Origin of the sequence: Mycobacterium vicinigordonae (assembly GCF_013466425.1) — a bacterium.
Classification (GTDB): domain Bacteria; phylum Actinomycetota; class Actinomycetes; order Mycobacteriales; family Mycobacteriaceae; genus Mycobacterium; species Mycobacterium vicinigordonae.
Genome location: NZ_CP059165.1, coordinates 3,509,156 through 3,535,808, shown reverse-complemented (window position 1 = coordinate 3,535,808; position 26,653 = coordinate 3,509,156). Strand labels below are relative to the sequence as shown.

The following is a 26,653-nucleotide window of genomic DNA, read 5'->3' as shown; positions in this document are numbered from 1 at the left end:
GCGTGGGGGATTAGTCTTGCAGGCAGCTCACCGTCGTCGAGCAAGAAAGAGAGTCCGCGTTGGCGATTCGCTGGATCACCGCGTTGACGGTAGTGACGGCAGCCTGTGCGCTGCCGGTCGCACCGACCGCCCACGGCTCCATCGGTAGGTCCCCGGCACCCGCGTCGCCGTGCAATCTGCCGACCGACCGGAGCTTGATTTTCTGGCAGCGGGCTCCCGGTGTGCCGGATCACGCCAGGTTCATCAGCGAGTCTGACATGTACAACTGCCGGCCCACGCTGGAGACGTGGAGCGCCGGCCTGCCTACCGGACCCGGTAACTGCTCCAAGATCGCATGGTCGACCGACAATCCCAGCTACACACCTAATTTCATTCCCGCCCCTCCGTTGAAGAAGATCATCGACCAGGTAGGTGACTGCTAACTGGCAGGTCAATCGCGTCCGGTAGCGTCGGCGATACCCGTCATCGCGCTCACCGGTCATCTCGGCGCCGGCAAGACGACGTTGCTCAACCATCTCCTGCGCAGTCCCGGCGCGCGAATCGGTGTGGTGGTCAACGATTTCGGCGAACTCAACGTTGATGCGGCGTTGGTCGCGGGCCAAATCGACGAACCGGCCTCCATCTCAGGCGGCTGCATTTGCTGCCTGCCCGACGACGGCGGCCTCGACGAGGCTCTCGCGAAGCTCGCCGACCCGGCCCGCCGTCTCGATGCCATCGTTGTCGAGGCCAGCGGATTGGCCGACCCGGTGGCAATCGCGCGCATCATCGGCTTCAGCAAGTTGTCCGGTGCGCGGCCCGGTGGCCTGGTCGACGTCGTCGACGCGGTCCATCATTTCGACACCGTCGACCGCACCCAGCTACCGCCCGCGCGGTACGGCGCGGCATCGCTGATCGTCGTGAACAAGCTCGACCAGGTGCCCGAAGACGAGCGCTCACAGGTGGTCAAGCGCGTCGAGCAGCGTGTAGCGCAACGTAACCCACGGGTTCATGTGGTGGGCACAAGTGGGGGCCGGATCGACCCCTCGTTGTTGTTCGACTCGCTGGAAACCACGGAGGAGGAGGCCGGGCAACTGTCATTTCGAGAGCTGTTGGTCGACTCCGATCACGTCCACGACCACGTTCATGCCGACGCCGTCACCGTGCGCAGCGCTGGTTGCGTCGACCTCGATGCGCTTTTCGATCTTCTCGAAGACCCACCGCCCGGGGTGTTTCGAATGAAAGGGGTGGTTGCGGCTCAATACGGTTCGTCGGTTCGGACCTACGTTGTCAACCTGGTGGGCAGTGCGATCCACATCGGAAAGGCGCCGCCGCGGGCCAGTGCGAATTGTTTGGTGGCGATTGGGATGGACGTCGCCGTTGCTGCCGTTCGCGCTCGGTTGGAGCTGGCGGTGCAGCCTCGCACTGGACCGGCCTCGGCCATGGGGCTGCGGCGGCTGCAACGATACCGACGGCTCAGTGTGTGACGATACGTCTCGATGTCTTCCTCACTGACTGACGTGCTGGCCACCCTGGATCTCGCCCGGGTGGACCAATGGCACTTCGCCGGAGAGCAGTTGCCCGCTCCTGCGAACCACATTCTGGGTGGCCACATCTCAGCCCAGGCGTTGTTGGCAGCGAGCCACACCGCGCCCGGGCGTGCTCCGCACAGCGTGCATACCTATTTCCTGCGCCCAGGGGATTCGCGCCGGCCGGTGGACTTCGAGGTGGTCGATCTTCAAGAGGGAAGGACGTTTTCAGCGCGCCGGGTCACGGCGTGCCAGGACGGCAAGATCCTGATGGAGGCGATGTCGTCGTTCAAGGTGGTCGACCCGCGATCGGCCGAGGTTGTCTATCAGCCGACGATGCCGCGGGTGCCCGCCCCGGAGGACTTGCCGTGGGTGCCGCCCCACCTGGCCGAGTCCGACGAGAGCACCGCTGGGCGGTGGACCAGCCTGCGCTGGTTCGAGCGGCGTGTCATCGACACCGAGACCGCACCGCCGGCTCGATCACCGATGTGGTGGCGGCCCGACGGTGAGGTTCCTCCTGACGATCCGGTGCTGACCGCGAGCCTGGTCGCTTACTTGTCGGCGGTGACGTTGACCGAACCGGCGTTCGTGGCCCGCGGTGGAGTCGGGGGGTCGTCTCAGCGCGACCATTCGGTCTGGTTCCACGGTCCCGCCGTGCTATCGGATTGGCTTCTGTACGAACGCTCTTCGCCGAGCAGCGCCGACTCACTGACGCTGGCGAACGGGACGATGTTCAGTCGAGATGGCAGACTCGTGTGCACGGTGCGGCAGGAGATGTACTTTCCGGCGCCTCGGCACTCGAACTGACCTTCCGGGTCGACATCGTTCTCTTGCGATGAGAAATACTCACGAGATAGCAAGCGCGCTAATGTATCCCGGTTCCTCGCCGCGGTCAGTTGTTGACGATCACGGTTCTGATGCCCCGGCCCGCCGCAAGGTCGTCAAAGGCTTCATTGACGTTGTCGAGTGGAACGCGGCGCGAGATAAGCCGCTCGAGCGGCAAGCGCCCGGCCCTCCATAGGTCGAGCAACAACGGAAAGTCGCGTGTGGGCACCACAGAGCCGTACTGGCAGCCCACCAGAGTCTTGGCGTCCATGAATAGGTGAAAGGCCGACAACGACACGTCGTCTCCGGGCATCGCGGCACCAACCACGCAGGTTGTGCCCCCGCGCCGAGTTGCCCGAACCGCCGCATCGATGGTCGCACTGCGACCCACGGCTTCGAACACGATGTCAGCACCGCGACGGCCGGTGACCGCCCGAACCTGTTTCGCGACGTCACCGTCTGCGGGATCAATAAGGTCGGTGGCACCCAGTGATGCGGCCAATTCACGACGTGCGGCGGCAGGATCTACGGCGATGATCTGGGCCGCGCCCCGAACGCCCGCAGCCATAAGCGATGCTAAGCCGACGCCGCCAAGCCCCATCACAGCCACCGAAGCGCCGTGCTCGACGGGCGCAGTGTTGAACGCGGCGCCAGCCCCAGTTGCTACCCCGCAACCGATCAATGCAGCGATCTCCAGCGGGACGTCGGATGGGATCGGAACCACTGCCCGGCCAAGGCAATTGGTGGCCGTCGCGAAGCTCGACACCCCAACGGAGGTGTATAGCGCGGTGCCGTCTCGATCCTTTGCGTAGGGCATCGAATAGCTATCTGCAACGGAATTTTGGCATAGATGCACTTCGCCTCGCTGACAGAACCAACAACGCCCGCAGGCCGCCGTCCAAGCGATTACCACATGGTCGCCGCGTTGAACATGGTGCACTTCGGAGCCGACATCCTCGACCACTCCCGCGCCCTCGTGTCCGAGAACGCAAGGAGTGCCTGCCGGCAAGGCGCCGGTTGCTTGAGAGAGGTCGGAGTGGCACACACCGCTAGCGGCAATTCGGACCCGAACCTGATCCGCTGCGATCGGCTCGAGCTCGATGTTCTCGAGGTCAAGGGGCTTTCCGATGGCCCGCAACACTGCGGCGCGTTCGCTCATTAGCAGGTATCCTCACTCGCTACTCTTCGGCTGCTCCGCGAAAGAGTGTTGCTCAGCCGTTCTGGCCACGTAGACGCTCAATTCTAACAAGGTTAGAATTGTTTCTAACGTCGCTCGAATTAAATCGGTGGAGGCGAGCGAAATGCGTTCTAACGAAACTCGGCGGCGCGGCCGTAGATGACGAGTTACGACGACACCGGGGTCACCTACTCGCAGACCCGCCGGCCCGACCCACGCATTGCCGCGGCGATCAATCGTGCCCTCGGCGCGATGAAATCGGTCGCCAATATCGGCGCCGGTACGGGCTCCTACGAATCAGCGCGAACCGTCGCAGCGGTCGAACCTAGTCGAGTCATGATCGGTCAGCGCCGTGCCGGATCTGCGCCAGTCGTTCAAGCCGTAGCCGAAGCCCTCCCACTTCGTACCGACGCGGTCGATGTTGCTTTGGCGATACTCACCGTCCACCACTGGACCGACCTCGCCGCCGGCGTTGCTGAGATGCTGCGCGTCGCCCGCCGACGCCTGTTGATTCTGACCTGGGACCACGACATCATCCGAGAATTTTGGCTGCTGCGCGAATACTTTCCCGCTGCGGCCGAAACCGACGCGCGGCTTGCGGTTCCCATCGACACGCTCGTCGAACTGCTGGGTGCCCAACGCACGTCGGTGGTGACGGTCCCGGTGCCACACGACTGCATGGACGGCTTCGGGGGAGCTTACTGGCGCCGTCCGCGTGCTTACCTCGATGAGACTGTACGACAAGGGATGTCGTTGTTTTCGATGACATCCAGTCGTGATGTGCGCGAGGGGGTATCGAGGCTACGGACGGATTTGCGCAGCGGTGAGTGGAGGCGCCGACACTCCGAGCTCTTGTCCATGCCCGAACTCGATTTAGGGTATCGGCTCTTGATTGCGGACCTAAGCTGAACAGTGGTGAAAGCGGGCGCGGGAGTCCACGCTGGTGAGCGAAGTCGCCGGTTCCTATGCTCGATGTACCTGCAGGAGGTGGGATGGCTACAACCTGGGACACATTGGATCGCTACATCGTCATTTCGACGGACACTCACGCTGGGGCCGATCTTTACGGCTACAGACCGTATCTTCCGGCGCATCTGCACGAGGAGTTCGATGCGTGGGCCAAGGCGTACTCCAGCCCGTTCGACGACCTGATCGTCGCCACCGCGAACCGAAACTGGGACCATGAGCTTCGGCTCGCCGAGATGGACGCCGACGGCGTGGCCGCCGAGGTGCTGCTGCCGAATACCGTTCCGCCGTTCTTCCCGACCACCCCGAACATCACCATCAGCCTGCCCCGCACCCGCGAGGAATTCGAACAGCGCTGGGCCGGCGTGCAGGCCCACAACCGGTGGCAGATCGACTTCTGTTCGCTGGCGCCCGACCGACGTCGTGGACTGATCCAGATCTTCCCCAACGACGTCGAGTTGGCGCTGCAGGAAATTCGCTGGGGCGCCGAACAAGATTGCTTCGGCGGCGTGCTCGTTCCGCCCGTCTCGCCCGGGGATTCGCAGGTAGCCCCGCTTTTCCACACCCGCTACGAGCCACTGTGGGCGCTGTGCGAGGACCTGGATCTCACGGTGGTGCAGCACGCGGGTGCCGGAAGCCCAGAGATGCCAATGGATCAGCCGGCCTCCAACGCGGTACTGATCACCGAGATGGCACTGTGGGCACAGCGGACCGTCGGACACCTCATCCTGGCCGGCGTGTTCGAAAGGCATCCGACGCTGAGATTCGTGCCGACCGAGCAGGGCACGCTGTGGTTGCCCGGGCAACTGGGCGTCCTCGACGCCATGGTGCCCACCATGAAGTCCGACGCCGGTAACCGGACCTACGGGATGTTTGGTGGGTCATCGGTGGATGAGCTGAACCTGACGCCCAGCGAATACGTCCAGCGGAATTGCTATTTCGCCACCGAGCTAATGCCGTTAGACGGCGCGATCATCGACTTCATGGGAGCCGACCACATGATGTGGGGGAGCGACTATCCCCACGAGGAAGGCTTTGCGCCCCATTCCAAACTGGCCATCCGATGGGCGCTGCACAACCGACCAGAGGACGACTGCCGAAAGATTTTGGGCGGCAATGCCGGTCGCCTGTACCGTTTCGACCTCGATGCGTTGGTGCCGCTCGCCGCGAAGATCGGGCCCACTGTCGACGAGGTGCGTACTCCGTTGAAGGACACGGGTTATCGTGCCCCAGCCGCTTTCGGCTACCGGCCATTCGAGGGAGGCCTGGCCCTCAAGCGGCTGGCTCCACAGCGGCGCTGACCTGATCGGCTGTCCATTGCCAATCCATCTGGACTTCCATTTGGGATATCGAGCGGTTGCGCGCACTGGACCTGCCCGCGTGCACGGTCGCGGCCAGCGAACTGGCTTGGCATCTGGACCTGCCGTTCTGGTCGGCTCAGGGAGTTCTGTTCCAGCTTCGGCCGCACCGAAGTAACCGCCGACCCGCGGGCCCGCCAACAACAGTGGCAGCGGACGCTTGCCGCCGAACTGCGCTATCCCTTCGACGCCTATCCGCGCCGGGACGGTCAGATCGTGGTTCTGATTACTGCAACGAGTGTGCAACCGACACCGCGAGCGACACTCTTCATCGACAACCGCGAGCTCGGCATGCGGCTCGTACTTATGACGGTCCATTTAGTATCTAAGATGCTTAGATACTAAACTTTAGCCGTGGCTGAGCTGGCGGACGAAGACGAGTTGCTGGGACGTGAGTTCGTGACCGCCGTCGTGGTGTTTCACGAGACGGTCGGCAAGCTGCTGGGCGTCAGCGCGGTGGAGCGTAAGACTCTGGACGTGCTTGATCGGCTCGGTCCGAGTACTAACGGTGAGATCGCACGACACACGGGATTGACGACTGGCGCGGTGACCGGACTAATCGATCGACTCGAGGATCGCGGGCTGGTTCGTCGGGTGCCGCACAGGCAGGACCGTCGCAAGACGGTGGTCACCTTGACCGACCATCCACGTCGGCGCGAAGTTACCGCACGTGTGTTTGGCGCGTTGCGTGACGATATGAGCCGCCTGATGTCCACCTACAGTCCCGCCCAGCTAGCGGCGATCGGGGACTTCCAACGCCGCACCACAGATCTGCTCACCCAACACATTCACATGGTCGCTACGGAATTGGAGAGCTGAAATGTCAAGGGATGCAACACTTGTGCTTGACGGAGTTTTGTCTTCGACGGAGCGCAAAGGTGTGTGGGATGCACCGCGGCGCATCACGATGCGACGGCGCATGGGATCGGTCAAATTGGACTTCACTCAGGCGAATCTGCCTGCCGACGGAGTCGACATCGAGGTAGATCTGTTCGGCGGATCTCTGGAGATTCGCGTACCGACCAACGCGCGCGTCGATGAATCCTTGGCAACGCGCGCTGCCTCCTACCAAGATCATCGTCATCCGCTGGCCTCTGATGGACCGCACCTGACTTTGCGTGGCCGAGCCACGTGGTGTTCGGTCGAGGTCCGAGGACCACGTACGGATCGGTGGCCCTCTGTCAAGGAGTTCTTGGGAATGCTATTTGATCGGTGAGTATTGGCTTAGCGCTTCGTCGTAGCAGCTGAGCCGACACCGCCGTCTACAGCGCAGCCCTAAAGACGGACATTACGTCACTGTGACAAATTAGTCGTCTGACCCCCCGCGCTTGGAGCGGGCGCGTCGGGTGGCGCCGTGGGCGCGGCGGAGTCCATAAGCCGCAGCGCCAACGCTGAGCACCCCAGTCCCGGAGACCACTGAGGACACCGGGAGCGTGAACGCCAAGGCCAGGCATCCCACAAGACCGATTACCGGGATGGCACGCGGCGGGCGGTTCTCCGCGGGACGCAGTGTCAACGCCGAGGCGTTGGCGATCGCGTAGTAGAGCAACACCGCGAAGGAGGAGAACCCGATCGCGCTGCGGACATCTGCGCAGGCCGCGACGACGGTAACGACCGCTCCGATTAGAAGTTCGGCGCGGTGCGGCACATGGAACTTGGGATGCACGGCCGATAACCCATGTGGGAGGTGACGGTCTCGCGCCATCGCGAGGGTGGTGCGGGAGACCCCGAGCAAAAGCGCCAGGAGGGAACCGAGCGCGGCGACCACCGCGCCGACTTGCACGGTGGCCACCAGCCATTTCGGCCCTGCGGTACGTGCGACCTCCGATAGGGGGGCCTCTGCGGCGGCGAGCCGATCTGGTCCCAGCACGCCTAGCGCTGTCACTGCGACGGCGGCGTAGACGGCCAGGGCGATCCCCAGGGCGAGTGGGATCGCGCGGGGAATGGTTCGCGCCGGGTCGAGGACTTCCTCACCGAGGGTGGCGATGCGCGCATAGCCGGCGAATGCGAAAAACAGTAGGCCTGCGGCCTGTAGGACTCCGCTTGCAGTGGCGCCGGCGACGTGGAGGTGGGCAAGGCTGGTGGTAGGGGACCGTAACGCCGCAATTACTATGGCTGTCAGCACGGCCAGCACCATCGCGACGATGAGCCGGGTTAGCCGGGCCGACTTCTGCACCCCGGTGTAGTTGAGCGCGGTCAATGCGACGACGGACGCGGCGGCAATCGGATGGGCTTGCGAGGGCCACGCGTACGCTCCGACGGTGAGCGCCATGGCCGCACATGAGGCGGTCTTGCCCACGACGAATCCCCACCCGGCCAGATAACCCCAGAAGTCTCCCAGTCGTTTCCGCCCGTATAGGTAGGTACCGCCAGATGCCGGATAGCGCGCGGCCAGCCGCGCCGACGACGTCGCGTTGCAGTAAGCCACCACCGCCGCGATCGTCAGCCCGATCAGCAATCCGGGGCCCGCGGCGCGAGCGGCCGGACCGAGTGCGGCGAAGATCCCGGCCCCGATCATCGAGCCCAACCCGATCACGACCGCGTCGGTGATACCCAGCCGCCGTTCCAGCGCCGGGTGCCCGGTAGTTATTGGTGCTCCCGATGCAAGGTCTGCAGCCGCACCGCACCGCGCTGAAACTGACTCATGGATCTATCTTCATCTCCCCATGCTCGAGGACGAACTCAGCACGATCCAGCGCCCGAAAGCCGTGCCGGGGTGAGGTCGAGGCCGATGTCTCGGTGCGGGCCCCCGCCTGCGGTAGAACACCCGAAGCGGAACGTCCTGGAAAATCCAGCAGCCCTGGCGTCTGAGTTCGCTGGTGTCCGTTCTCAGTCAATCTGGGGCACGGTGTGGCCGTTGACCTGCAGGGCCCTGAGTACGTCAGAATTTTCGATCGGGTGTTTGTCATCGAATCTGGGGCAAGTACATGTCGGGCTCGGAATGGCATGTACGACAATGAACTGCGTGGGGTTCGAACAAAGCCATAACAGGTGGAACCACAATACCCACTACTCGACGTCATATTGTCGGCGGTGCCACGCGGCGCGCGCATCGCCCTTGACGTGGGCGCCGGTGACGGTTTGCTGGCATATCGTCTGAGCGCGCAGATCGCCGAGGTCACGGGCGTCGATTCCGACCCTTCGGTTATCGAACGCGCAAGATCCGATTGGCCGGGAATCGCGTGGATTGAGGGTGACGTCATGACCACCCCATTGCCTGTCGATCACTATGAAGTTGTGGCCGCCGTCGCTATGGTTCACCACCTGCCCGACCTCCACGCTGCGCTGGCGCGATTGGCAGACCTCACCGCAACGGCGGATCTCTCGGCATCATCGGCTGCGCGCGCAGTTCGACAATCGGTGATCGAGATGAAACGTCACAGTGACGAAATCCTGGTGGCCCGGGGGAAGAAGATCGCCAAGCTGCCGAGGATCGGGTTGACTGCCGTCGACCAACGAAGGCGGCAACACGCGCATTGGTCAACCATGTGATCGACGCCTGGCGTCAGACCGCGTCGCTATGGCCGATCCCGTGCAGTCCCGGGCGACAAAGTCCGCGAGCACGAACGAAGGCAGGTCGGGTCGCATTAGGCGGCCTCGCCGTCGCAATCTATTAGGAAGCGAACTTCACGCGGACATCCCCGGCCCTCGCAGGACGAAAAGATTGCCGATAAGCGACATTATGTCAACTAAAGTACGCCGTTTTCATCTGATGAATCAAGGACGTCTTGAGCGACCCTATCCCCGCCACGTCAGATCGATTGATCCAAACATCCCTTGACGCCAACGGCTTTGACGAGCTTGTCGATCATCACGTCACTGTTCGGAACATGGTTTGAAGTTGGGGTCCGACCTAGGCGCGCGCTGCCGGACTGCTCCTCGTCCGTTCCCCGGCCGGGTCTTGCGCACCAGGTGTGCGATTCCCGGCGCATCCGCCGCTCCACGGCGCTCGACACGCCAATGCGTTCGCCTGATCCGGTGGACTCACTGCGGGTAGACGGCTAGGTTCAGACCAAACAACAACTTGTGTCATGAAAGCAGTCGTATATGGGGGCAGATATTGACTAGCTTTTCGCCCGACCGCAGCGGAGAACTCGGTGTACCTCATAGCGTTCTGCTAAGCATTGGGCACATACATGAACCGACAACCTAAAATGCGGCGCAGATTTTCCGCCATTGCGATTATGCGAATCGGCGCGTCCGTCGGAGCGGCGGCGGCTGCCACGGTGGCGGTACTTGTGGCCATCGCAAAGCTGGATGCGAACAGAGCAACAACTGTCTCACTCGCATTGCTGGCTGCCTTGGCATTCGCTGTTGCCTCTGCGGTGCCAGACGATGCCTTCGTTAACGCCTTGAATAAGGTCAGCGTGCTCAAAGTCGCAGGTTTGCATGTTGAACTTAAGCAGTTTATCGCGCAGACAGACGTCAAAGGTGACGAAGATGTGGCGAGAGTGCATGAGGGGGATCAAGAATATTCTCAGACATTAGTCGACTTGAAAATCCGCCTCGAAGCAAAACTTACCTACCTCGCTAAACACGTTCTCTGCGCCGATCCGAATTATACGGTCCCGACCTTTCTTACCATCGGGAGCCTCGCAACGGACGGATACCTAAGTCGCGATCAAGCAAAACTTGCTTATGAGATAATGGGTTTGCGTGAGTATGACTTCGAAAGGGCTACTGCCGCAGAAACATATATTCTCCTTCAGGGTGGCAACAAATTTGTCGACACGCTTCGCGCCGAAGTTTTTGAGGGCTTTATTACCGCTGAGACTAGAAAGAGCGGGTGGACAGTTGCGCGCGTGACAGACACGCCGCGAGGCCGGCGGGACCTCATGGTCACCGACAAAATCCAATCCCTAACCCATCACGTCATCCCGGTTTTCAGCCTGGAGAAGGACTCCCCTCTCCTCGAGAAGGCGCGCAAGCGGCTGCAGGACAACGCGCGTGCCTCGGGGCCAGGACTTCGCCTGATCGTCGTTCCTCCCCGATCGAAGGCCGCGAAGTCGGACCTGGATCACGCCGCGACGGCACAGGTATCGGTGGTGGACGTTGCCACGTACTTTCGGCTCCTCGGCATACCGCGCCCCTGATGGTCTGCGGCCGCTGAACCGCGTTTGCTGACGGCCCCGCAGCAGAATCCGTAAAACCCGGATTTACTCATAGCAAAGACATACGATCACCATCATTGATGGCGATCAGACCTACGGGGGCTGGCCATGCCGAAGAGTTTCGCGATCTGTGTACCGGGCGCGGAGACGAACAACGAGTGGCCGCGCTCGACTCTTGCCACCACCAAACACGTTGCCGGCGGGGGCTTAAGAACCGTTCAGCTGTCCGATGACGAGTACCCAACCCGGGAAGTCCTGGGCACGAGAGTCGCCGATAGCGAGTCCCACGAGTTCCGCGGTCACTGTGTGGCCTCGCTGACAGGACATGGCCTGCGCGGAGAGCTTCTGGTTATTCCCGAGGGGTGCGCGGGTGCAAGTGCGTGGCATCCGTGAGGCAAAGGAGCAGCGATGGCGGAATCGACAGCTCAAGCACCCGCGGTCCAGGCGGTCCCGCAGCGTACGCTGCGGCTCGCGCTGGCCATGCGTGGCGGAGTGAGCTTGGCGGTGTGGATCGGCGGCGCGGTCACTGAGATCGACCTTTTCCGTCGCGCGTGTTTGACCGATTCGCCGGCCACTGGTATCCGGGCGGACAAATACCGGGAATTGCTGACGCGCACCAGGAAGTACAACACCGTCGAAATTGACATCCTGGCAGGCGCTAGTGCGGGCGGGCTCAATGCGGTGTTGTACGGCCTGGCGCAGACCTGCGGGTCAGTCCTCGATACGGTCGCGCACGACACTTGGGTCCGTGACGGCGGAATGTGGGAACTGCTGCGCAAACCCGGTTTTGGACGCGCGCCGTCGTTACTGCGCGGCGATGAACAGTTCTTTCCTGTGCTGCGGCAAGCACTGGACGCCATACTCGCCAGCGGCGGCGCGAGCACTGTCGCGAAGCGGCTCAGCGTGGAGTTGGCGGCCACGCTGCTTGCCGATGTGACGAAGACCGATCGCGCCAACCGGGCGCGATTCTCCTTCATGGCCACCCAAGGAACGCTCATATCAGGCTACCGGGGCATCCCATCCACCACCGACCACGACGACGCCGAGATTCTCGCGGCGCTCGACCGGCTGGCGCTGGCCGCTCGGGCGACGTCTTCATTCCCCGGCGCATTCGAGCCCGCCAGCATCTTTTCGACCACGATCAGACCCAGCCACCCCGAGCTTGAGGACCCGCCGGCGTTGCCGCCATACTTTGAACCCGCCAGCCACGGAGACATCAAGCGCGGCAGCAGCGTTGAGCAGCGGCCCGAGTCACCGATGGCCGGACTCGGGGTCAACATGTCGACGGCTTTCCCCTACGCGAGATGGTTCCCCTTCGCTCACGACGATCCGGTCAGTGATGAACCGGTCAGTGAACCGTTCTACGTTGTCGACGGCGGCATCTTCGACAACATTCCGATCGACCGCGCCATTCGCGCCATCGCCCAGGCACCCGCCGCCCATCCCTCGGAACGGTATTTGCTCTACCTGGATCCTGAACCGCCAACACCGCCGAACGCCGGCACCGATGCCGCGCATTACGACACCGCCCTGAACTGGGTCCGCGTCATCCAACGCTGCCTGCGCCTCAAGCAGCGATCAGAAACCTCCGACGACGAATTGAATCTGATTCTCGAGCACAACAATTCGGTGCTGGCCATCCGCGGGAGGGTGGAGGCGCTGGCCGACCAGGTGCGCCGCAGTCCCGAAATTCTGTCCGAGCTCATCGACCCGCAAACGTATACCCAGTGCCGGATCACGACGGACACCGAATGGATCTCGCAGCTGCTCACCAACCCGTGGGCCGAGTTGTGCCAACCTCCACACGCCGGCGGTGACTACACCGCCCTAGATCCCGCACAGGCGCTCACGATCAAGAACCAGGTGAGCGCTGCCTACAATGCGCCCGGAGTCCACGAGCTGATTCCCCACGATCTGATCGCATTGGCCGACCAGGTCCGCGTGCTACTGGCCTGGGTGCGTGCCCTGGAAGATCTCCTACAGGCGCTGGCCGCCGGCGAAACCGACGCGCTTGCCACATTGCTCCCGGATCGGACGGAGTGCGCGGCAACGCTGCGCGGCTGGAAGCTCACGCTCTATCGATGGCTGACAGTACTTGCCGAAGCTAAGCATCACGCGATCGATGAGGTTCTGGCACAACCGCTGCGCACCCGCACGCTTAACCACTCGAAATACCCACTACGCCAGCGGCTGGAAGAGAGCTGGGAGACCCAACGCCAACTGGCGCTTAGCGATGCACTCGAAAGGCTGCTGTGCGCACGAGGCGCGACCGAGGACGAGAGCTTGTTCTATCAGGCGCTATCGGAGGCTCGCCCCTTCCCACCTGGGGCGGGGCGGCGAATTCGTGACGTCGCACCCGAGGCGTTCAAGTCCGCCCGCGACGAAATCGTCGGTGCCTCGAAAGTCATTTCCGATGAGGTCTGTCGGTTGCCTCAACCGCTGACCCCGGCGCTGCGGTATTGGACGGAATCGGTGTACGCGCTGTTCTATACCTGCCCGGAATTGGCCAGCGTCGCCCAGCTCGCCATGTTGTTCGCACTGACCGGAGTTCCCGATACCGCATCGATCATCAATTTCGATCGGATCACCAGTGATGAGACACCCGCGGTCGACACGACGGTGCTGGCAGACGCCGCTCGTGCCGTGCAGCTGCGGACCTGGATCAGAAAAGGCACCCGTGGACAACCGATCCACCGCCTGATCGACGCGCCGCCCGACAATTTGGTCACCGCTGACGCCAAACTAGCGGGCAATGTGTTGAGTCGATTCGGCGGCTTTCTCCTCACTGACTGGCGCCGCAACGACTGGCAGTGGGGCCGACTTGATGCCGCTGCCGCCATCACTCGGATCCTGGGCGACACCCGGCCGCCACCGACTCAGCGGCCTCACGAGACTGAAGCGCAGTTCCGCGCACGGCTAGACGAGCAAGAAGAGCAACGCCGAGTCGACATCAAATACCTCCAGGATTCGATTGCCGCCGACGCCACACTGACTGGACACGGAGCGGCCAACGACGCCGCACTGACGGAGACCGTTGGTGGACAAACACTGGGTGCGGTCTGTCCGCAATACCGGTTCGCGCTGGCGTCACGTGTCGTGCCCCTGCTCTACCGAGCGGTATTGCCGGCTGGGTCCTCGGGATGGCCCACTACATCGGCAGCATGGCTGGGTCAGCTGCTGTTGCTGCGGCCCGCGGCGGTGCCTGTGCCGTTGGTTGCCGATCCGCTACGCGCGTTGCTCGCGCTGGCGACGGTGCTGTTATCCGCGGCGCTGCTCGGTGTGTCCGACAGTCCCCGCCCGCTTCACATCGTCTACGGACTTCTCTTCATCACGATCGGTTCGGTTATCACGCTGCGGGCAGTGCGACTCGAAATGAACTGGCGCACTCTGAAAGAGACGATCGACACGTCCAATGATCGACGCGTTCAGTGGCGCAAACTACTCGATAGCGCCGATCGCTGGTGGTATCGGGCCGCATCGGCAGTCTTGGGTGTGGCTGTGACCGCGATCGGCGGGGCGCACATCTACCAAGTAATCACACGGTGGCACTCGGGCCGCGCCGTCCAGCCGGATTATCCGACGGTCCCCTTCGAGGCGTTCGCCGCCGCGGCCGTGATGATCCTTACTGCCGCACATTGGTTGAACAAGCGCTCCGTCGACGTCGTCGTCCCGAGGACGCAAGTGGCGATACCCCGCACCGTCCGGTCACGCCGCACCGCCTTGGGGGCTGTGGCGGTCGCGCTGTTGGGCGCCACGATCCTGTCGGCGTTCGCGACGCCCAGCTCCCACCCGCAGCCGTGGTCGGCATGGTTGCGCCCGCAGGCCACCTGGATGCTCGGCGGTTCCGGTCCGTGGTTTCACGCCTGGACCGCTTCCGCGGCGATCGCCGGTCTTGCCGTAGCGATCCTCACCGTGCTCTCACTGTCGGGCTGGGCGCATCCATGGGGGATCGCGAGCTGCGCCGTCGGCATATCGACGGGCGCGGTACTGCTGCAAAGTGTTTTCGACGTCTGGTGGCGCACCACGGCAGGCCGACCAATCCTGGACCTCCTGCCCACGCTCACCTGGATGGTGTTACTGGGCGCAGTGATCGCCGCAATCCCCGTTCGGCTCGACAATTACGGCGATCCCGGCGCACCCCGCAGGCCACGCGGTCACCGCGAGCAGGCTCGGAGCGCCTGATCGGGCCACTGGCCAGATCCGAGTGCCGTTTCCGCGACCCATCCGATGCTTGACCTCGAAACGAAAGGAAGCCGGTGGCATGACTGAGAACGGTTGGCCCCCCGACACGAACGCCGCGCCGTTCGTCTCCATTCCACTATCAGAATGTTCACGCGTCACCATTCCGGGCACGACCCTGACGCTGCAGTTCCAGAAAGGTGCTCCCGCGGCAATTCTTCCCGCATTCATGGCTGACCTGAATTGGTACGTGGAATCGGCGAACAACGATTCCGCCTACAACGACGAGGCGAGCTGGACCGACGGCAATAGTGTCGGCACGAGTAACCACCTCGGCGCCACCGCCTTCGACTACAACTGGAACGACCACCCCATGGGTCCGAAAGTGCCGGAACTGGCCGCTGGCTGGCAAGGCTCGGAAATCACTAATTGGCAGCCCGAAGAGTTGCGTGTGCGGGAGCTCCTCGATTACTACACATACAAAGGCATTCAAATGGTGTGGTGGGGCAACGACTGGGACTCCCCCCATGACTCGATGCATTTCCAGATGGGTTACCACACTTTCGAGAACCAAGATATTTGCCAAGAATTCATCGCTACCTTCATCGATACAACCACCGGATTCTCGAAATTCAAGGAATTCAAGGCGAGCCAGCAGCCGGCGCAGGTGGACGTGCTCGTCAAAGCGACCGGGTTGAGCACCGACAAATGCGCCGAGATCTTCCCCACCCTGGTAGAGGGCCTGACCTTGGCGCAGTGTGTCAACGTCAATCGAATCGCCATGTTCATCGCGCAAACCCGGGAAGAGTCCGACAACTACAACACGACCGAAGAGTACGGTGCCGGACCCACCGGTGATGCCTACAAAGGCCGATCCTGGATTCAAATCACCTGGCAGTCGAACTACGCCGCATTCGGAGCTTGGGCTTTCCGCCAAGGCCTCATCGCGGATCCGAACCAATTCGTCAACGATCCCACGTCCCTCGCCGACATCAAATGGGCCGGAGTCGGCGCCGCCTGGTACTGGGTCGCTCGCCACGGCGGGCACAACCTCATCAACGATGACTGCGACAAGGGAGACATCCGCGCCGTCACCTACACCATCAACGGTGGCTACAACGGCCTCGATGTGCGCACAGCGTACTGGAACCAAGCCAAAGCGGTGGGCGATGACCTGCTGGCCCTCATCAACGCCGGAGCGACAAAATCCGACGACAGCGCGGCGGCGCCCGCGGCTCCGGTCGGCGCTTTGACCGCGGAGGAACAACGGGCGATGTACAACGAGGTCATGAAGCGGGGCCCATCTCGATCTTTTCTGGCTACCGACGGCAAAGCCGTCGAGACCGAACTGGGCTTCATCTACAACATCGATGGCAACGCCTGGAACCTCATGCTGACGATCAGCTATCTCGTCGGCCACCCACTTGCGATGTCTCAGGTCGAAGCGGTCGCCAAAGGCCACTTCCCCGACGGCTCCTACGTCGACACCAATGCCTGGCTGCAGCAATTCGGCGAAGAATACTGCCAGGGCCTGGTGGCCTTCAAGCAAAAGTTGGACGCGCTGTTCGCGTTCGGCCCAGCGGCCGTGCCGTCTGCCCAGCAAGCGCCCGCACTCATCGCTCCCACACTGGGGATTCGCACTCGGGAGGCGGGACCGGCGGACAACAGAGCCGGCGCAGTGCCAGCGAAGAAGTCACCAGCGAAGAAGTCACCACCGAAGAAGTCACCAGCCAAGAAGCCGGCGGCCAAGAAGCAACCACCGACGAAGAGCCCGGCGACAACGTCACCGACAACGGCCAACGCGCCGGCCGAAGAACCGGTGAAATAATGCAGATCAACGGCGTTTGGGTGGGCTGGGGTTTGGGCGATCACAGTGCCCACGACCTGACCGTCCAACAAGCAAAGAAATACATGCGCGCTGCTTTTCGCTCCTATGCGGGCAGTCTGCGCGACACCAACATCTTCGATCAGCAGATGCAAGACACCGTCACCGAAATGCAAAAACGCCTCGTCGCCGACGGCGCACTGACACCAGGGCAGTTCGTCGTCGGTGTCCTAGATCTGCCAACCGAATATGCCATGGGCTTTCGACGGCGCCCGACAGGAGTTCAACCGGTTTTCTTCACCGTCGAAGGCCATATGTCCAACATGTTCGCCGGCCCAGTCGCCGACACCGCGACGCGCCTGGAAGCAGAAGGTCACTGCCACCACCAGCCCATCGGATACAACAACGGCGCGATTCCCTTCGACAACGCCAGCGGCGTCGAAGAACTCGCACGGCTCGTCGGCTCGACCACCATGGACAACGGGGTGCCCTTCCCCGCCGGGACACCATGGGGCCTAGGGATCTATTCACAAGGCGCCATAATCGGGAGCATGTTCTGGTCGCAGTATCTCCAGCCCGGACAACCCCTTGACTGGCGCGCCGCGGACCTCAAAGGTGTTCTCGCCTACGCCAATCCGTGGCGCGAGAAGAATCAGGTCGCAGAATGGGCCGTTCCCGGTGGCCCCGACAAGAACACTCAGGGGCTTTCTGACCAGCGCCTGACAAATACGCCGACGTTTTGGAAAGAAGTGTGCCGGCATGGCGACATTTTCGCCGAGAACTCCGACGACGAAGAAGGCCAGATCAAGACGGCCGTCTACACCGCGGTAATGGGCAACTTTTTCCTCGGCCCGTATTCCATTCTTGCCAAACTGACGGCCGCCCTGCAGAAGCCGGGTGCAGAACTCGAACCGATCGTCACCTCGATTTACAGCGGGTTCGTCTTCTTGATCTCTAATCCCAACCCCCACTACGCCCCATTCATCGTTGATGGCGGACTCGATTTCATGCGGCGCCGGTTGACCGGCCAGGACGCTGTCCCCATCGTCTAAGCGATAGACACCGACGCGATCGCTTTCGCATCATCTGCCGCGCGGTCGCACACCGATGATGATCGAAGGAAGGGCCAGTCCAGCTCCGGAGTGTGCGCGTGCGCGTGTTTATCTGCCAGCTGGCCTGACGCGGTTCTCGGGTGCCGGTCATACCACCGCCATGGCACCTGCCGCCCAGACGCCGCCAGAGCGCGCCCTACACCCCGCCAGCAACAGCGCAGAGCTGTGCACCGGACATGGTTCTTTCAAGCGACAGGGCTACGCCGGCCCGCGGCCCATCCCAGGCTGGTTATGAGCACCAATCTCGACGTCGTTTGTTCGTGAATGTTGGCGCCGGTGCGAAATGTGCGTGATTGATTATTCGTGAATGTTGGCGTCAGGCCCGGGAGTGACGTGTCATCGCCGTTGGTGACCGGGGCGGGCGCGCTCGGGTCGGCCGGGTGCTCGATGTCCCGCCTCGGGGTGTGGACTTACCGAGTCGCGGCGGTCCCGATGATATCGGCGCCGGTGACCGCGCCGCCGGCTTGGTCGATGGCGTTTTTCATGGCGGCGAGGTTGGCGCGTATTTCAGGGTTGGCGGCGATGCATTCGGTCACGTCCCAGAGGTGATCGGGGGTTGGCGAGGCGATCTGCGCTCCGAGGCCCAGTTGGTGGATTCGGCCGGCGTTGACGGATTGTTCGCGAACTTGAGGAACGGCGATGGTAGGCACCTGGTGATAGAGCGCTTCCATGACCGAGCCCATCCCCGCGTGGGTGATGAACGCCGCCGCGTGGCGCAGCACCGCGAGCTGCGATACCTGGCGGTGAATTTCGATATTGGGTGCCAGGGTGCCGATGCGGGCGGGATCGATGTGGTTTCCGAGGGCCATCACGACGTGAAAAGCGCTGTCGGCGAACACATCTACGCACGAAGCGAAGAAGTCGGGTTGGTTGTTGAACGCGGTGCCCAGAGACACCAGCAGCACAGGTGCGCCGCTGGGCGGGGGTTGCCAGGGTGGTGTTTGGCGGGCGCGCTGCGGCACCGACGGGCCGATGAAGTGAAAGCTGTCATCGAACGTGTCGCCGGCGATCTGAAACATGCGCGGCACGAACACCAACGATGGCGTCTTTGGCGCACTGTCGATGTGGCGCCCACTGGGAACGGGCTGGCCGTAGGAGGTGAACCAGTCGGTGAGTTCGCCGAAGTAGCGCGCCATGCCCGGATGGCCTGGGGTGAATCCGTCGATCAGCTCGGCCGGGGTGAACGCGGTGTTGGTGGCCAACGTCGGGACCAGCGAGACCATCGGTGCCTCGAAGATGCCGGCGAGCAGTGTCCCGAGGGGAACGCTGTCGGCGCACACGACGTCAGGTGGAGCGGCGGCGAGCATGTCGAGCAGGTGCGGGGTGAGGGCGCGGGCCGCGGCCAGGAACGCGCGCAGGTCGGCACTGAGTGTCTCGGCAGTGAACCCTGTGGTGGCCAGTGCGCTGGTGTCGGGTTCCCAGCCCAGGTCGACGACCGCTGCTCCGGCCAGTCGGAGTTCGGTGGCCAGCGATGGCCCGCTGATGTAGGTGACGCGGTGTCCGCGGTCGACGAGTTCCTCGACCAGCGGCAGCGTCGGATACACATGCCCGGATGCTGGCGGCGTGGTGAACAGAACATGCATCGAGGGGCAGCCATTTCCGGTAGGTTTACCTAGACATGTCTAGTTACATTACATGGCTAAGGATGATGCGATGACCGGTGTGAGCGCCACCCGGACCGACTTGGCGGGCCTGGTCGGCCAGATTGTCCGGCTCGCAGGCCCCATCAACGCGCTGATGGCCCGAGAACTTACATTGCCGCTCAACGATTTAGCGGCATTACATCACCTGGTAGGGCTGCCGCCGGCAGGGCCGGCCGAGCTGGGCCGGCGGATGAGAATGTCCTCAGCGTCGGCCACCGTTCTGGCGGATCGGCTCGAACGCGCTGGTTACGTCCGCCGATGCCGCGACCCCTCGGATCGCCGCAGAGTCATCCTGGAAGTCACCGACGCCACCGACGCCCGGTCGCAGGCCGCGATCGGCCCGCTCGTGGAGGCGCTCACCACGATCTCCGACAGCCTCGACGAGTCTGCCCAGCAGGAGGTCAGCACCTACCTGACCCGGGTGATCACCGCGATGGCCAATTTCACCGGCGCTGATGCCTCGGAACGCCCGAGTTGAGTTGTACGCGGCGATCCGCCGCGACGCCCGCGCTGGCGTATCCGGTCGCGAGATTCAGCGCAAACACAGCGTCGGATGGCGCACGGTGCAAGCAGCGATAGCCTCGGCATCGCCGCCCCAGCGTGTTGCCTACCCGGCCAGGGCGTCGAAACTCGATGCCTTCAAACCCGTCATCGACGACATCCTGCGCGCCGACCTCGACGCGCCACGCAAGCAACGCCACACCGTCACAAGAATTTTCGACCAGCTAGGCACCGAGCACGGTATGGACGATGTGTCCTACCCGGTGGTGCGGGCCGACGTGGCCACACGGCTAGAGATCAGCATCGAATGCGGTCGCGGCGCGCCCGGGGTGTTCGTCCCGCAGACGCACCTGCCCGGCCGGGAAGCCGAAGTGGATTTCGGCGAAATCGGTGTGCGGCTACGCGGGCCAACTCGTCACCTGCCACCTGTGCTCGCTGCGAATGTCTTACTCCGGCAAGGCTGTTCACCGAGCATCGGCGACCGGCGGGCAAGAAGCCTTCTTCGAACGCCACGTGCACACCTTCGGAGTCCTCGGCGGGGCGGCAGGCGATCACAGCGACGTCAGAATTCACGGACAACCGGCGTCAGGATTGACGACCAAGCCGCCAGGCCACGGCCCGCACCGCTACCTCTTCCAGCTGTTCGTGCTCAACTAGCCCAGCGGACTCGACACCACAGCCACCGTTAAAACCACAGCCGCCTCGATGCAAGAACACGTCATTGCACGCGGCAAACTCACCGGCACATACCAACGCTGACCGGCAGAGCACACCGCAGTCAACACCTATCGAGGGGTCTGGACTGCCTGTGCTGCGCCAGCAGCTGGTCCCAGCCGATGGTCGGCTTCGATCGCGAGGTGTAGCTGTGCGAGATCGCGCGGCACGCTGACGTCGTATCCCGTGTGGTCTTTGAGCCGGCCTAGTCGGTAGCGCACCGTGTTGGGGTGGCAGTGCATACGTGTTGCTGTCTGGGAGACTGAACCGCCGCTGTCAACCCAAGCACGGAAGGTGCTCACGAGTATTCGTCTGTCGGAATTGTCGATGGCATTTAGACCGGCGAGTACGAGGTCGCGGTAGAGCGTCATGGTTTGCGGGTCCGTGATGGCCGCGACGGCGTACGGATGGGCGTCGAACACGATGAGGGGCTCGTCTGCGGTGGCTGCTCGCAACGCAGCTTTGGCGTAGTTCAGCGCGGCCCCCGGGGGCGGATGGCCGTCGTAGATGGGGCTGACGCCAATTCGGCCGAGGGAATGTTTTTCTAAGCTGCGTGCCAATTGTTCGGCGTCCGTTGGGGCCGACAAAGCGATGATTCCGATTTGCATATCGGGGTCGAGCCGCCACGCGGAAGCGAAACCGTCGGCGGAGAGTACCTGTTCGATGGCACGCAGCGGGCGGCTATCTAGTGTTGCGGACTTAATCGCCGCCACGGTAAAGAATCCCGATTCAGGTAATCCGAGCAGCCGCACTGCATCCCACGCGGTGACATCGCCGGGAAGACGTCCTTCGAGTAATCCGGTAACTAGCGCCGACCGTTCTTCACGTTGACGCAGTAGCTGCTCGGTAGCGGCCTCGCGGTACGCCTCGCTCATTGCCTCGGTGTATTCGGCTTGGCTTCGCCAGATCTCGGAGCCCGCGAGCTGCAGCTCGGCCAGGGACAGCTGGGCCTCGGCCACGGCTTCGGCTGTCTTCTCCCAAAGGTATTCAAGCCCGACCCGGTAGGCCGACATCACGTCCGGAAGCGGAACACCCTGCTCGGCTCGCCGACGGCCAACAAGTGATGCCGGCCTGGTGTCCGGGTGCCCTGTGCCCAGGGACTCAAGAATGAAGGTGTCCTGTTTTTTGACCGCCCCGACCAGATCTGCGTGAGGCACACGACTGTAACTCTGGCAGGCCGTGTTGTGTTCACGGATCAGCCGACACTGCTCAACGCAAAATTCGTCCACTCGACTCAAGAGTGAGCGGCCAATCTCTTTCAAGTGTTCAGCCGCATCATCGGTGGGCGATTGCGTCACCTTGGTAGATTACTGGACCACCGCGGATGCTTGGACGCCCAAGGGGTTTCCAGTTTTTCTTGGCTCGTGAAGTAACGGGCCATTTCAAAAACGGCCTGCGATTCTCGCGCCAAGAGAGTCGATTAGTTAAGAGTGCCGAGCCGGTGAGATCAGCGCCATTCCGGGTAGCACGAACCCAGTGGAACCAGAACGGGGTCGTAGCGGCCCGGGGTCTTCGACATGTGCACCTGGTCGGTCACTCCTTGGTAATGGCCGAGTGGGGTGTGTGCGGTGAAGAGTTCCGGCTCCATGTAGGCATGGTCGGGACCCTTGCCGGCGGTCTCGATGGCGTAGTCGAGGTCGAAAACCCCCAGGCTGAGGATCCACAAGGCTGTACGGGTTAGGGAGCAATCGACTCGCCAACTGCCACCCTCGACCGCGCGTCGCCGGAGCGCTTCGGCGACCCCGGCTGCGATGAACCAGCCCACGATGTTGTCATTTACGACGGGAACTGGCGGCACCGCGGGCTTTTCGTTCGGCCCGCCACCCTCGAGCGACATGATTCCTGACACTGAGCCAGCGACTTGGTCGAACCCGACGCGATCTGCCCAGGGGCCTGCGCCGCCGTGCAGATTCACCGTTGCGTACACGATGCCCGGCTTCGCGGCCGCGACTTCGGTTGCCGAGAGTCCGAGTTTGTCCAGGAGCCCTGGGCGGCGGTTGGCGAAGAATACGTCAGCCCCGCCGAGCAGCTCCACGATCTTTGAATATCCGGCTTGCGAGTACGGGTTGATGCGGGAAGACCGGTGGCCGACGTTGGTGGTGAAGAAAGTGAATTCCTGCTCGACCTCGTTTAACCGCCACAAGTTGAGTACATCGGCACCGTGCAGAGCTAAGGCCCGACCGATACCGGAGCCGGCGACGACATGACCCATCCCGAGTGCACGGATTCCACTCAGGGGCAGCTCGGCCATGGGTAACGGTACCGGGTCGCTATCGCCGATCTTGGTTATTTTGATCAGCGGTTGTTGGCTCAAGACTTCGCGGTATTGCAGCGTTTTGAGGAATTCTTCGGGGGTGCGAACCATGGGCATGACCACCCCGAAATCGGCGCCAGCCTCCTCCAGCGGGAGTCCGTCCCACTTTGCGATCGCCTTAGCAATGGCTATGGGTTCTTCTGGGGCTTGAAGTAGCTCACAGGCGCGTGCTGCCAGCTTCGGGTAGGGATTCAGCGGTAGTACCCAGCGACCGTCCGCAGTGCGGTAAAACTTGAATAGTTGGAACGCGTCATTCGGGATCGTATTCGCTATCGGCGGCAACCCGTTGATCAGTTCCCATTTTCCTTCGTAGAAAGGACATAATCTGCGCGGTGCCGCGCGCAAATCGATCGACATATCCTGCTCAGTACCGCCCCGAGATCGCCACAGATTCGCCATCGCGGCCGACTTGACCATAAGGGAGATGGATGTTGCACCCGCGAGTCGGATTGCGCTCGGCACGATCGGATCGGCGCCGTCGAACCGGATATTTCCACCAATATCGGCTCTGCTGAGACCTAGGTCTGTGAGAACAGTGTCAAATTCTTCATCGATATCGAACTCATCGCTCGTGGCCGGGTTTTGGACCGAATGCAGAATCCGCTGAGTAAGCAGTTGCGCACCAGACTCCACTTCGTCAACCATGATTTTGATAACCTCAGCTCTCCCCCAAAGAAATGCACACTGTTTCTGCGCGGCGCCGAATGTTGAGATGCACAGTTACGTATGATACGAAGTCGCATTCACACCTCGAATGGCAAAGACGCTGAGCGGGAAGCTAGCTGCCGCGCATACGATTATTGCATCTCAGGCCAGAAAGCGGATTGTGTTCATATCCAGAATATGGATGCCGCCAGTTATCTCAGCGAACAATCGATAGCCATTGACCTGCAGGTACCCGACGACGGCGGGCGGGACATCTCGAGAATCGGCGGCGCGAAACCCGAATGCCTGTGTTACTCCTCGGAAGGACTTGCTCTGTCGGGGGAAGGGGTCAGCGGTGCCCGGTCATCACATCTTGAAGCGGCGACGGGCTGGCGAGGTTGCGGTCATCGCGACCGAGGCCGTTCGCCGCAGCGGGTTAACGACGACCGGCGCCACTCTAGGCGACAGTCAGGCCCTCACGTTCTTCGGGATATTGGACGAAACAACGTATGTGCGGGTACGTGAGGCGGTGACCCATGCCGCGCTGAGCGGGTCTCGCGGGTTAATCATTGATGTCACTGCCCTGTTGGTGCCTGAGTCCTCGGGGTGGTCGGCAATTACGGAGGCCCGCAAAACGATTGTCGAGGAGTCCGACATTTCGCTGGTGCTCGTGTGTGATTCCATTCGAGGTCAAAACGCGTTGCGGCGCAGCAGGATCGACCGTGAGATTGCGGTGTTCTGGCGTTTCGAGGACGCGCTTGCCGCGCTGCCCAGCGGCGATGATGTGGCGGCCCGGGTGCCGCGCCCGGCTTCCGATTCGTCGGCGCAGTGGTTGGAGCGGTGGCCGACTATTCCGTTGAAACAGTCGGGGCACCGGCGCGGATAGCAGCGGCGGGCGCTGATCTTAAATTCGTTGTGCAGGTGGGTATCCGAGAGCGCAACGGGCTATCAGCCGCCGTGGGAGGTGCTGGGCGAGGTGTTGCGGCTGCTGTATCTGCACTCTGTTCGGCAGTGACTTCACCCCGTCCGCTGAACCGCGCCAAAGACCCAGAACCGCGGGAGTCGCCTGAAACATCCAATCCGCAGGGACTGACCATTGCTCCCGGTCGGCGGCCTAGTGGCTCAGATCAGGTCTCAGTAGCGTCGAGAACCCACGACGTATCGCCGGTGCCATGACACTCAAAGTAGTTAGCAGGCGCAAAGCTCATGAGCGTGGCCATGTCCCAATAGTTTTGCCAGAGCCTAATTTTCCCGTCGACAACCTTATGTACGGCGACGATTTTGACCAGGCCTTGCTCACCCGAGGGGAACGTCCAAGTCTCCGAATGTTCCTGCTCAGGCCGCGGCGGGTCGGTCGCGCAGATCACTTCTCGGGGTGCTGCACAGGTCATTCGACCGCGCCATTCGGTGCAGCTCCACATAGAGTTGGCAATAATCATGTCTGCGACCATCCTCGAGAGCCCCGTAGCTGACGACGTCGAACCTGCGACATCGAAGGCGAGGACACGCGTCCGGGGCAGAGTGCTCGATTCGCGGGCCATCGCCACGCTGGCAGCGGTCCTCAGTGGTGCCGGCGCCCGCACGCCATCGCTGTGGTTCGACGAAGGTGCCGCCACCGCGGGCACCATGCCCGAGCTGTGGAAGTTGCCGGGCCGCATCGACGCTGTGCACGGCTTCTGTTGCCTGCTGATGCACCGCCTACTAGGCGACACCGCCGGTCTACCAGTTCCCGCGCTAACGCGGCTTCCGCATCGTCGAGGGGTGGTAATTCCACTACTCGCCCGTCCTCGGGTTAACGCGGTAACCGTCCTATGAACACGCTAATCGCCTCCGGGTTGTTCGCCGGCAGTGGACAGGGCGGGCGCCAGATCGTCGAATTGTTTTCGGCGTTCGGGCTTACCGCGGCAATCGGGTTGGAACGCACCATCCAGGGCAAAAGCGCGGGTCTGCGTACCCAGACCATCGTCGGCACGTCGGCGGCGTTGATCGTGCTCATCAGCAAGTACGGCTTCGGCGATATCCTCTCCGCCGGGACCGTGGTGCTGGACCCTTCTCGTGTAGCGGCCCAAATCGTCTCCGGGATCGGCTTTCTGGGCGCGGGTCTCATCATCACCCGACGTGGAGCTGTGCACGGCCTGACCACGGCGGCAGCGGTCTGGGAGTCGGCGGCCATAGGTATGGCCGCCGCGGCCGGGATGGTATTGCTGGCGGTGACTGTGGTCGCGCTGCACTTTGTCAGCGCGCTGGTGCTACTGGTGGTTGAGCGACAACTGGCAGCGAGGCTGCGGGGTACCGTCCAGCTGCGCGTTATCTACGACGACGGCCGTGGTGTGCTGCGGCAGCTGCTGCAAGTCTGCGGACAGCGCAAGTGGTTGCTCACGGAGCTCGATCCTGATCCACACGGCATCGACAGCGGCCAGGCCGGGGTAACGATAACCCTGTCCGGCTATCGGATCGCCAGCGCGGCGCGGGTCCTCGGTGACGTTGACGGGGTATGTGCCGTGCTGCAGGCCGACGAGGACCTGGACTGACTCAGGATCATCGCGGCAACCGGCCGCCGGAGTGCGTGGCCTTAGCAGATGCCACGACACCGATCGCCGCCAGTGCATCCCACTCGCGACGCTCGGACAGCGTAGTGGATCAGCGTCACGTCATGGGCATCGGCGAGGGGGCGATCAGAAGGTCGGCCATGCCGACCGGGTCTACTCCCCCCTCTTCCACACCAGGACCCTGACGCTCCTGGCAACCACCAGGTGATTAACCGTGACTCCCTCGGGA

At 62.7% G+C, this 26,653-nt stretch carries 20 protein-coding genes and 1 pseudogene; 16 read left to right on the top strand and 5 right to left on the bottom strand.

Features of this window, described 5'->3' with window-relative positions; translation table 11 throughout:
- Positions 1-59 precede the first annotated feature (59 nt).
- The 3 genes from H0P51_RS15995 to H0P51_RS15985 are packed head-to-tail and all read left to right on the top strand — an operon-like array spanning position 60 to position 2,312.
- Complete coding sequence (locus H0P51_RS15995; RefSeq protein ID WP_180913785.1) at positions 60-422, top strand: hypothetical protein; 363 nt, start codon at positions 60-62, stop codon at positions 420-422.
- The gene (locus H0P51_RS15990) at positions 423-1,463 is read left to right on the top strand and encodes a CobW family GTP-binding protein (protein ID WP_180919005.1); all 1,041 of its coding nucleotides are present in this window, start codon (positions 423-425) and stop codon (positions 1,461-1,463) included.
- Positions 1,464-1,475: 12 nt separating this feature from the next.
- A complete protein-coding gene (locus tag H0P51_RS15985) occupies positions 1,476-2,312 on the top strand; it encodes an acyl-CoA thioesterase (protein WP_180913784.1) in 837 nt (278 codons plus the stop codon).
- Between the two features lie 85 nt (positions 2,313-2,397).
- Here the strand turns inward: H0P51_RS15985 and H0P51_RS15980 are convergent, their stop codons facing one another.
- Positions 2,398-3,489 (bottom strand): Zn-dependent alcohol dehydrogenase, encoded by a 1,092-nt coding sequence (locus H0P51_RS15980; protein ID WP_180913783.1) that lies wholly within the window; start codon positions 3,487-3,489, stop codon positions 2,398-2,400.
- A gap of 177 nt (positions 3,490-3,666) precedes the next feature.
- Between H0P51_RS15980 and H0P51_RS15975 the strand changes: the two genes are divergently transcribed.
- From H0P51_RS15975 to H0P51_RS15965, 3 genes are all read left to right on the top strand, one after another.
- Entirely contained in the window at positions 3,667-4,416 is a 750-nt protein-coding gene (locus H0P51_RS15975) for a class I SAM-dependent methyltransferase (protein WP_180913782.1), read from the top strand.
- An 83-nt stretch (positions 4,417-4,499) separates the two neighbouring features.
- Positions 4,500-5,774, top strand: coding sequence for an amidohydrolase family protein (locus H0P51_RS15970; protein ID WP_180913781.1), 1,275 nt, complete (start codon positions 4,500-4,502; stop codon positions 5,772-5,774).
- 411 nt (positions 5,775-6,185) lie between these two features.
- Entirely contained in the window at positions 6,186-6,650 is a 465-nt protein-coding gene (locus tag H0P51_RS15965) for a MarR family winged helix-turn-helix transcriptional regulator (RefSeq protein ID WP_180913780.1), read from the top strand.
- A 487-nt stretch (positions 6,651-7,137) separates the two neighbouring features.
- Here H0P51_RS15965 and H0P51_RS15960 read toward each other — a convergent pair whose 3' ends face one another.
- On the bottom strand, positions 7,138-8,349 hold the full coding sequence (locus tag H0P51_RS15960) for an APC family permease (protein WP_180919004.1): 1,212 nt from the start codon (positions 8,347-8,349) through the stop codon (positions 7,138-7,140).
- A 545-nt stretch (positions 8,350-8,894) separates the two neighbouring features.
- Between H0P51_RS15960 and H0P51_RS15955 the strand changes: the two genes are divergently transcribed.
- The 5 genes from H0P51_RS15955 (at position 8,895) to H0P51_RS15935 (ending at position 17,998) form a co-directional block, all read left to right on the top strand.
- Entirely contained in the window at positions 8,895-9,323 is a 429-nt protein-coding gene (locus H0P51_RS15955) for a class I SAM-dependent methyltransferase (RefSeq protein WP_180913779.1), read from the top strand.
- 644 nt (positions 9,324-9,967) lie between these two features.
- Entirely contained in the window at positions 9,968-10,924 is a 957-nt protein-coding gene (locus H0P51_RS15950) for a hypothetical protein (protein ID WP_180913778.1), read from the top strand.
- Positions 10,925-11,350: 426 nt separating this feature from the next.
- Positions 11,351-15,124 carry a DUF3376 domain-containing protein gene (locus H0P51_RS15945; RefSeq protein WP_180913777.1) on the top strand — a complete coding sequence of 1,258 codons (3,774 nt, stop codon included), beginning with the start codon at positions 11,351-11,353 and terminating at the stop codon, positions 15,122-15,124.
- Positions 15,125-15,203: 79 nt separating this feature from the next.
- Complete coding sequence (locus tag H0P51_RS15940) at positions 15,204-16,949, top strand: M15 family metallopeptidase (RefSeq protein WP_180913776.1); 1,746 nt, start codon at positions 15,204-15,206, stop codon at positions 16,947-16,949.
- The gene (locus tag H0P51_RS15935) at positions 16,949-17,998 is read left to right on the top strand and encodes a peptidoglycan-binding protein (protein ID WP_246398001.1); all 1,050 of its coding nucleotides are present in this window, start codon (positions 16,949-16,951) and stop codon (positions 17,996-17,998) included. Before H0P51_RS15940 ends, H0P51_RS15935 begins: the two co-directional genes overlap by 1 nt.
- A gap of 470 nt (positions 17,999-18,468) precedes the next feature.
- Here the strand turns inward: H0P51_RS15935 and H0P51_RS15930 are convergent, their stop codons facing one another.
- Positions 18,469-19,641 (bottom strand): macrolide family glycosyltransferase, encoded by a 1,173-nt coding sequence (locus H0P51_RS15930; RefSeq protein WP_180913775.1) that lies wholly within the window; start codon positions 19,639-19,641, stop codon positions 18,469-18,471.
- Between the two features lie 70 nt (positions 19,642-19,711).
- Here H0P51_RS15930 and H0P51_RS15925 point away from each other — a divergent pair, with 70 nt between their 5' ends.
- Both H0P51_RS15925 and H0P51_RS15920 read left to right on the top strand, forming a co-directional pair.
- Positions 19,712-20,179, top strand: a complete 468-nt coding sequence (locus H0P51_RS15925; protein WP_180913774.1) for a MarR family winged helix-turn-helix transcriptional regulator — start codon at positions 19,712-19,714, stop codon at positions 20,177-20,179.
- Between the two features lie 464 nt (positions 20,180-20,643).
- Complete coding sequence (locus H0P51_RS15920) at positions 20,644-20,859, top strand: hypothetical protein (protein ID WP_213016698.1); 216 nt, start codon at positions 20,644-20,646, stop codon at positions 20,857-20,859.
- A 128-nt stretch (positions 20,860-20,987) separates the two neighbouring features.
- Here H0P51_RS15920 and H0P51_RS15915 read toward each other — a convergent pair whose 3' ends face one another.
- Both H0P51_RS15915 and H0P51_RS15910 read right to left on the bottom strand, forming a co-directional pair.
- Positions 20,988-22,073: a PucR family transcriptional regulator gene (locus tag H0P51_RS15915; RefSeq protein ID WP_246397999.1), complete on the bottom strand. Its 1,086-nt coding sequence runs from the start codon at positions 22,071-22,073 to the stop codon at positions 20,988-20,990.
- 290 nt (positions 22,074-22,363) lie between these two features.
- On the bottom strand, positions 22,364-23,875 hold the full coding sequence (locus H0P51_RS15910; protein ID WP_180913772.1) for a CoA transferase: 1,512 nt from the start codon (positions 23,873-23,875) through the stop codon (positions 22,364-22,366).
- Positions 23,876-24,230: 355 nt separating this feature from the next.
- On the opposite strand from H0P51_RS15910, the gene H0P51_RS15905 reads away from it, so the two are divergent.
- The 3 genes and pseudogenes from H0P51_RS15905 (at position 24,231) to H0P51_RS15895 (ending at position 26,406) form a co-directional block, all read left to right on the top strand.
- Positions 24,231-24,761, top strand: coding sequence for an STAS domain-containing protein (locus tag H0P51_RS15905; RefSeq protein WP_180913771.1), 531 nt, complete (start codon positions 24,231-24,233; stop codon positions 24,759-24,761).
- Positions 24,762-25,312: 551 nt separating this feature from the next.
- A pseudogene (locus H0P51_RS15900) lies at positions 25,313-25,570 on the top strand (mannosyltransferase); the annotation flags it as partial.
- Positions 25,571-25,686: 116 nt separating this feature from the next.
- The gene (locus tag H0P51_RS15895) at positions 25,687-26,406 is read left to right on the top strand and encodes an MgtC/SapB family protein (RefSeq protein WP_180913769.1); all 720 of its coding nucleotides are present in this window, start codon (positions 25,687-25,689) and stop codon (positions 26,404-26,406) included.
- Positions 26,407-26,653 lie beyond the last annotated feature (247 nt).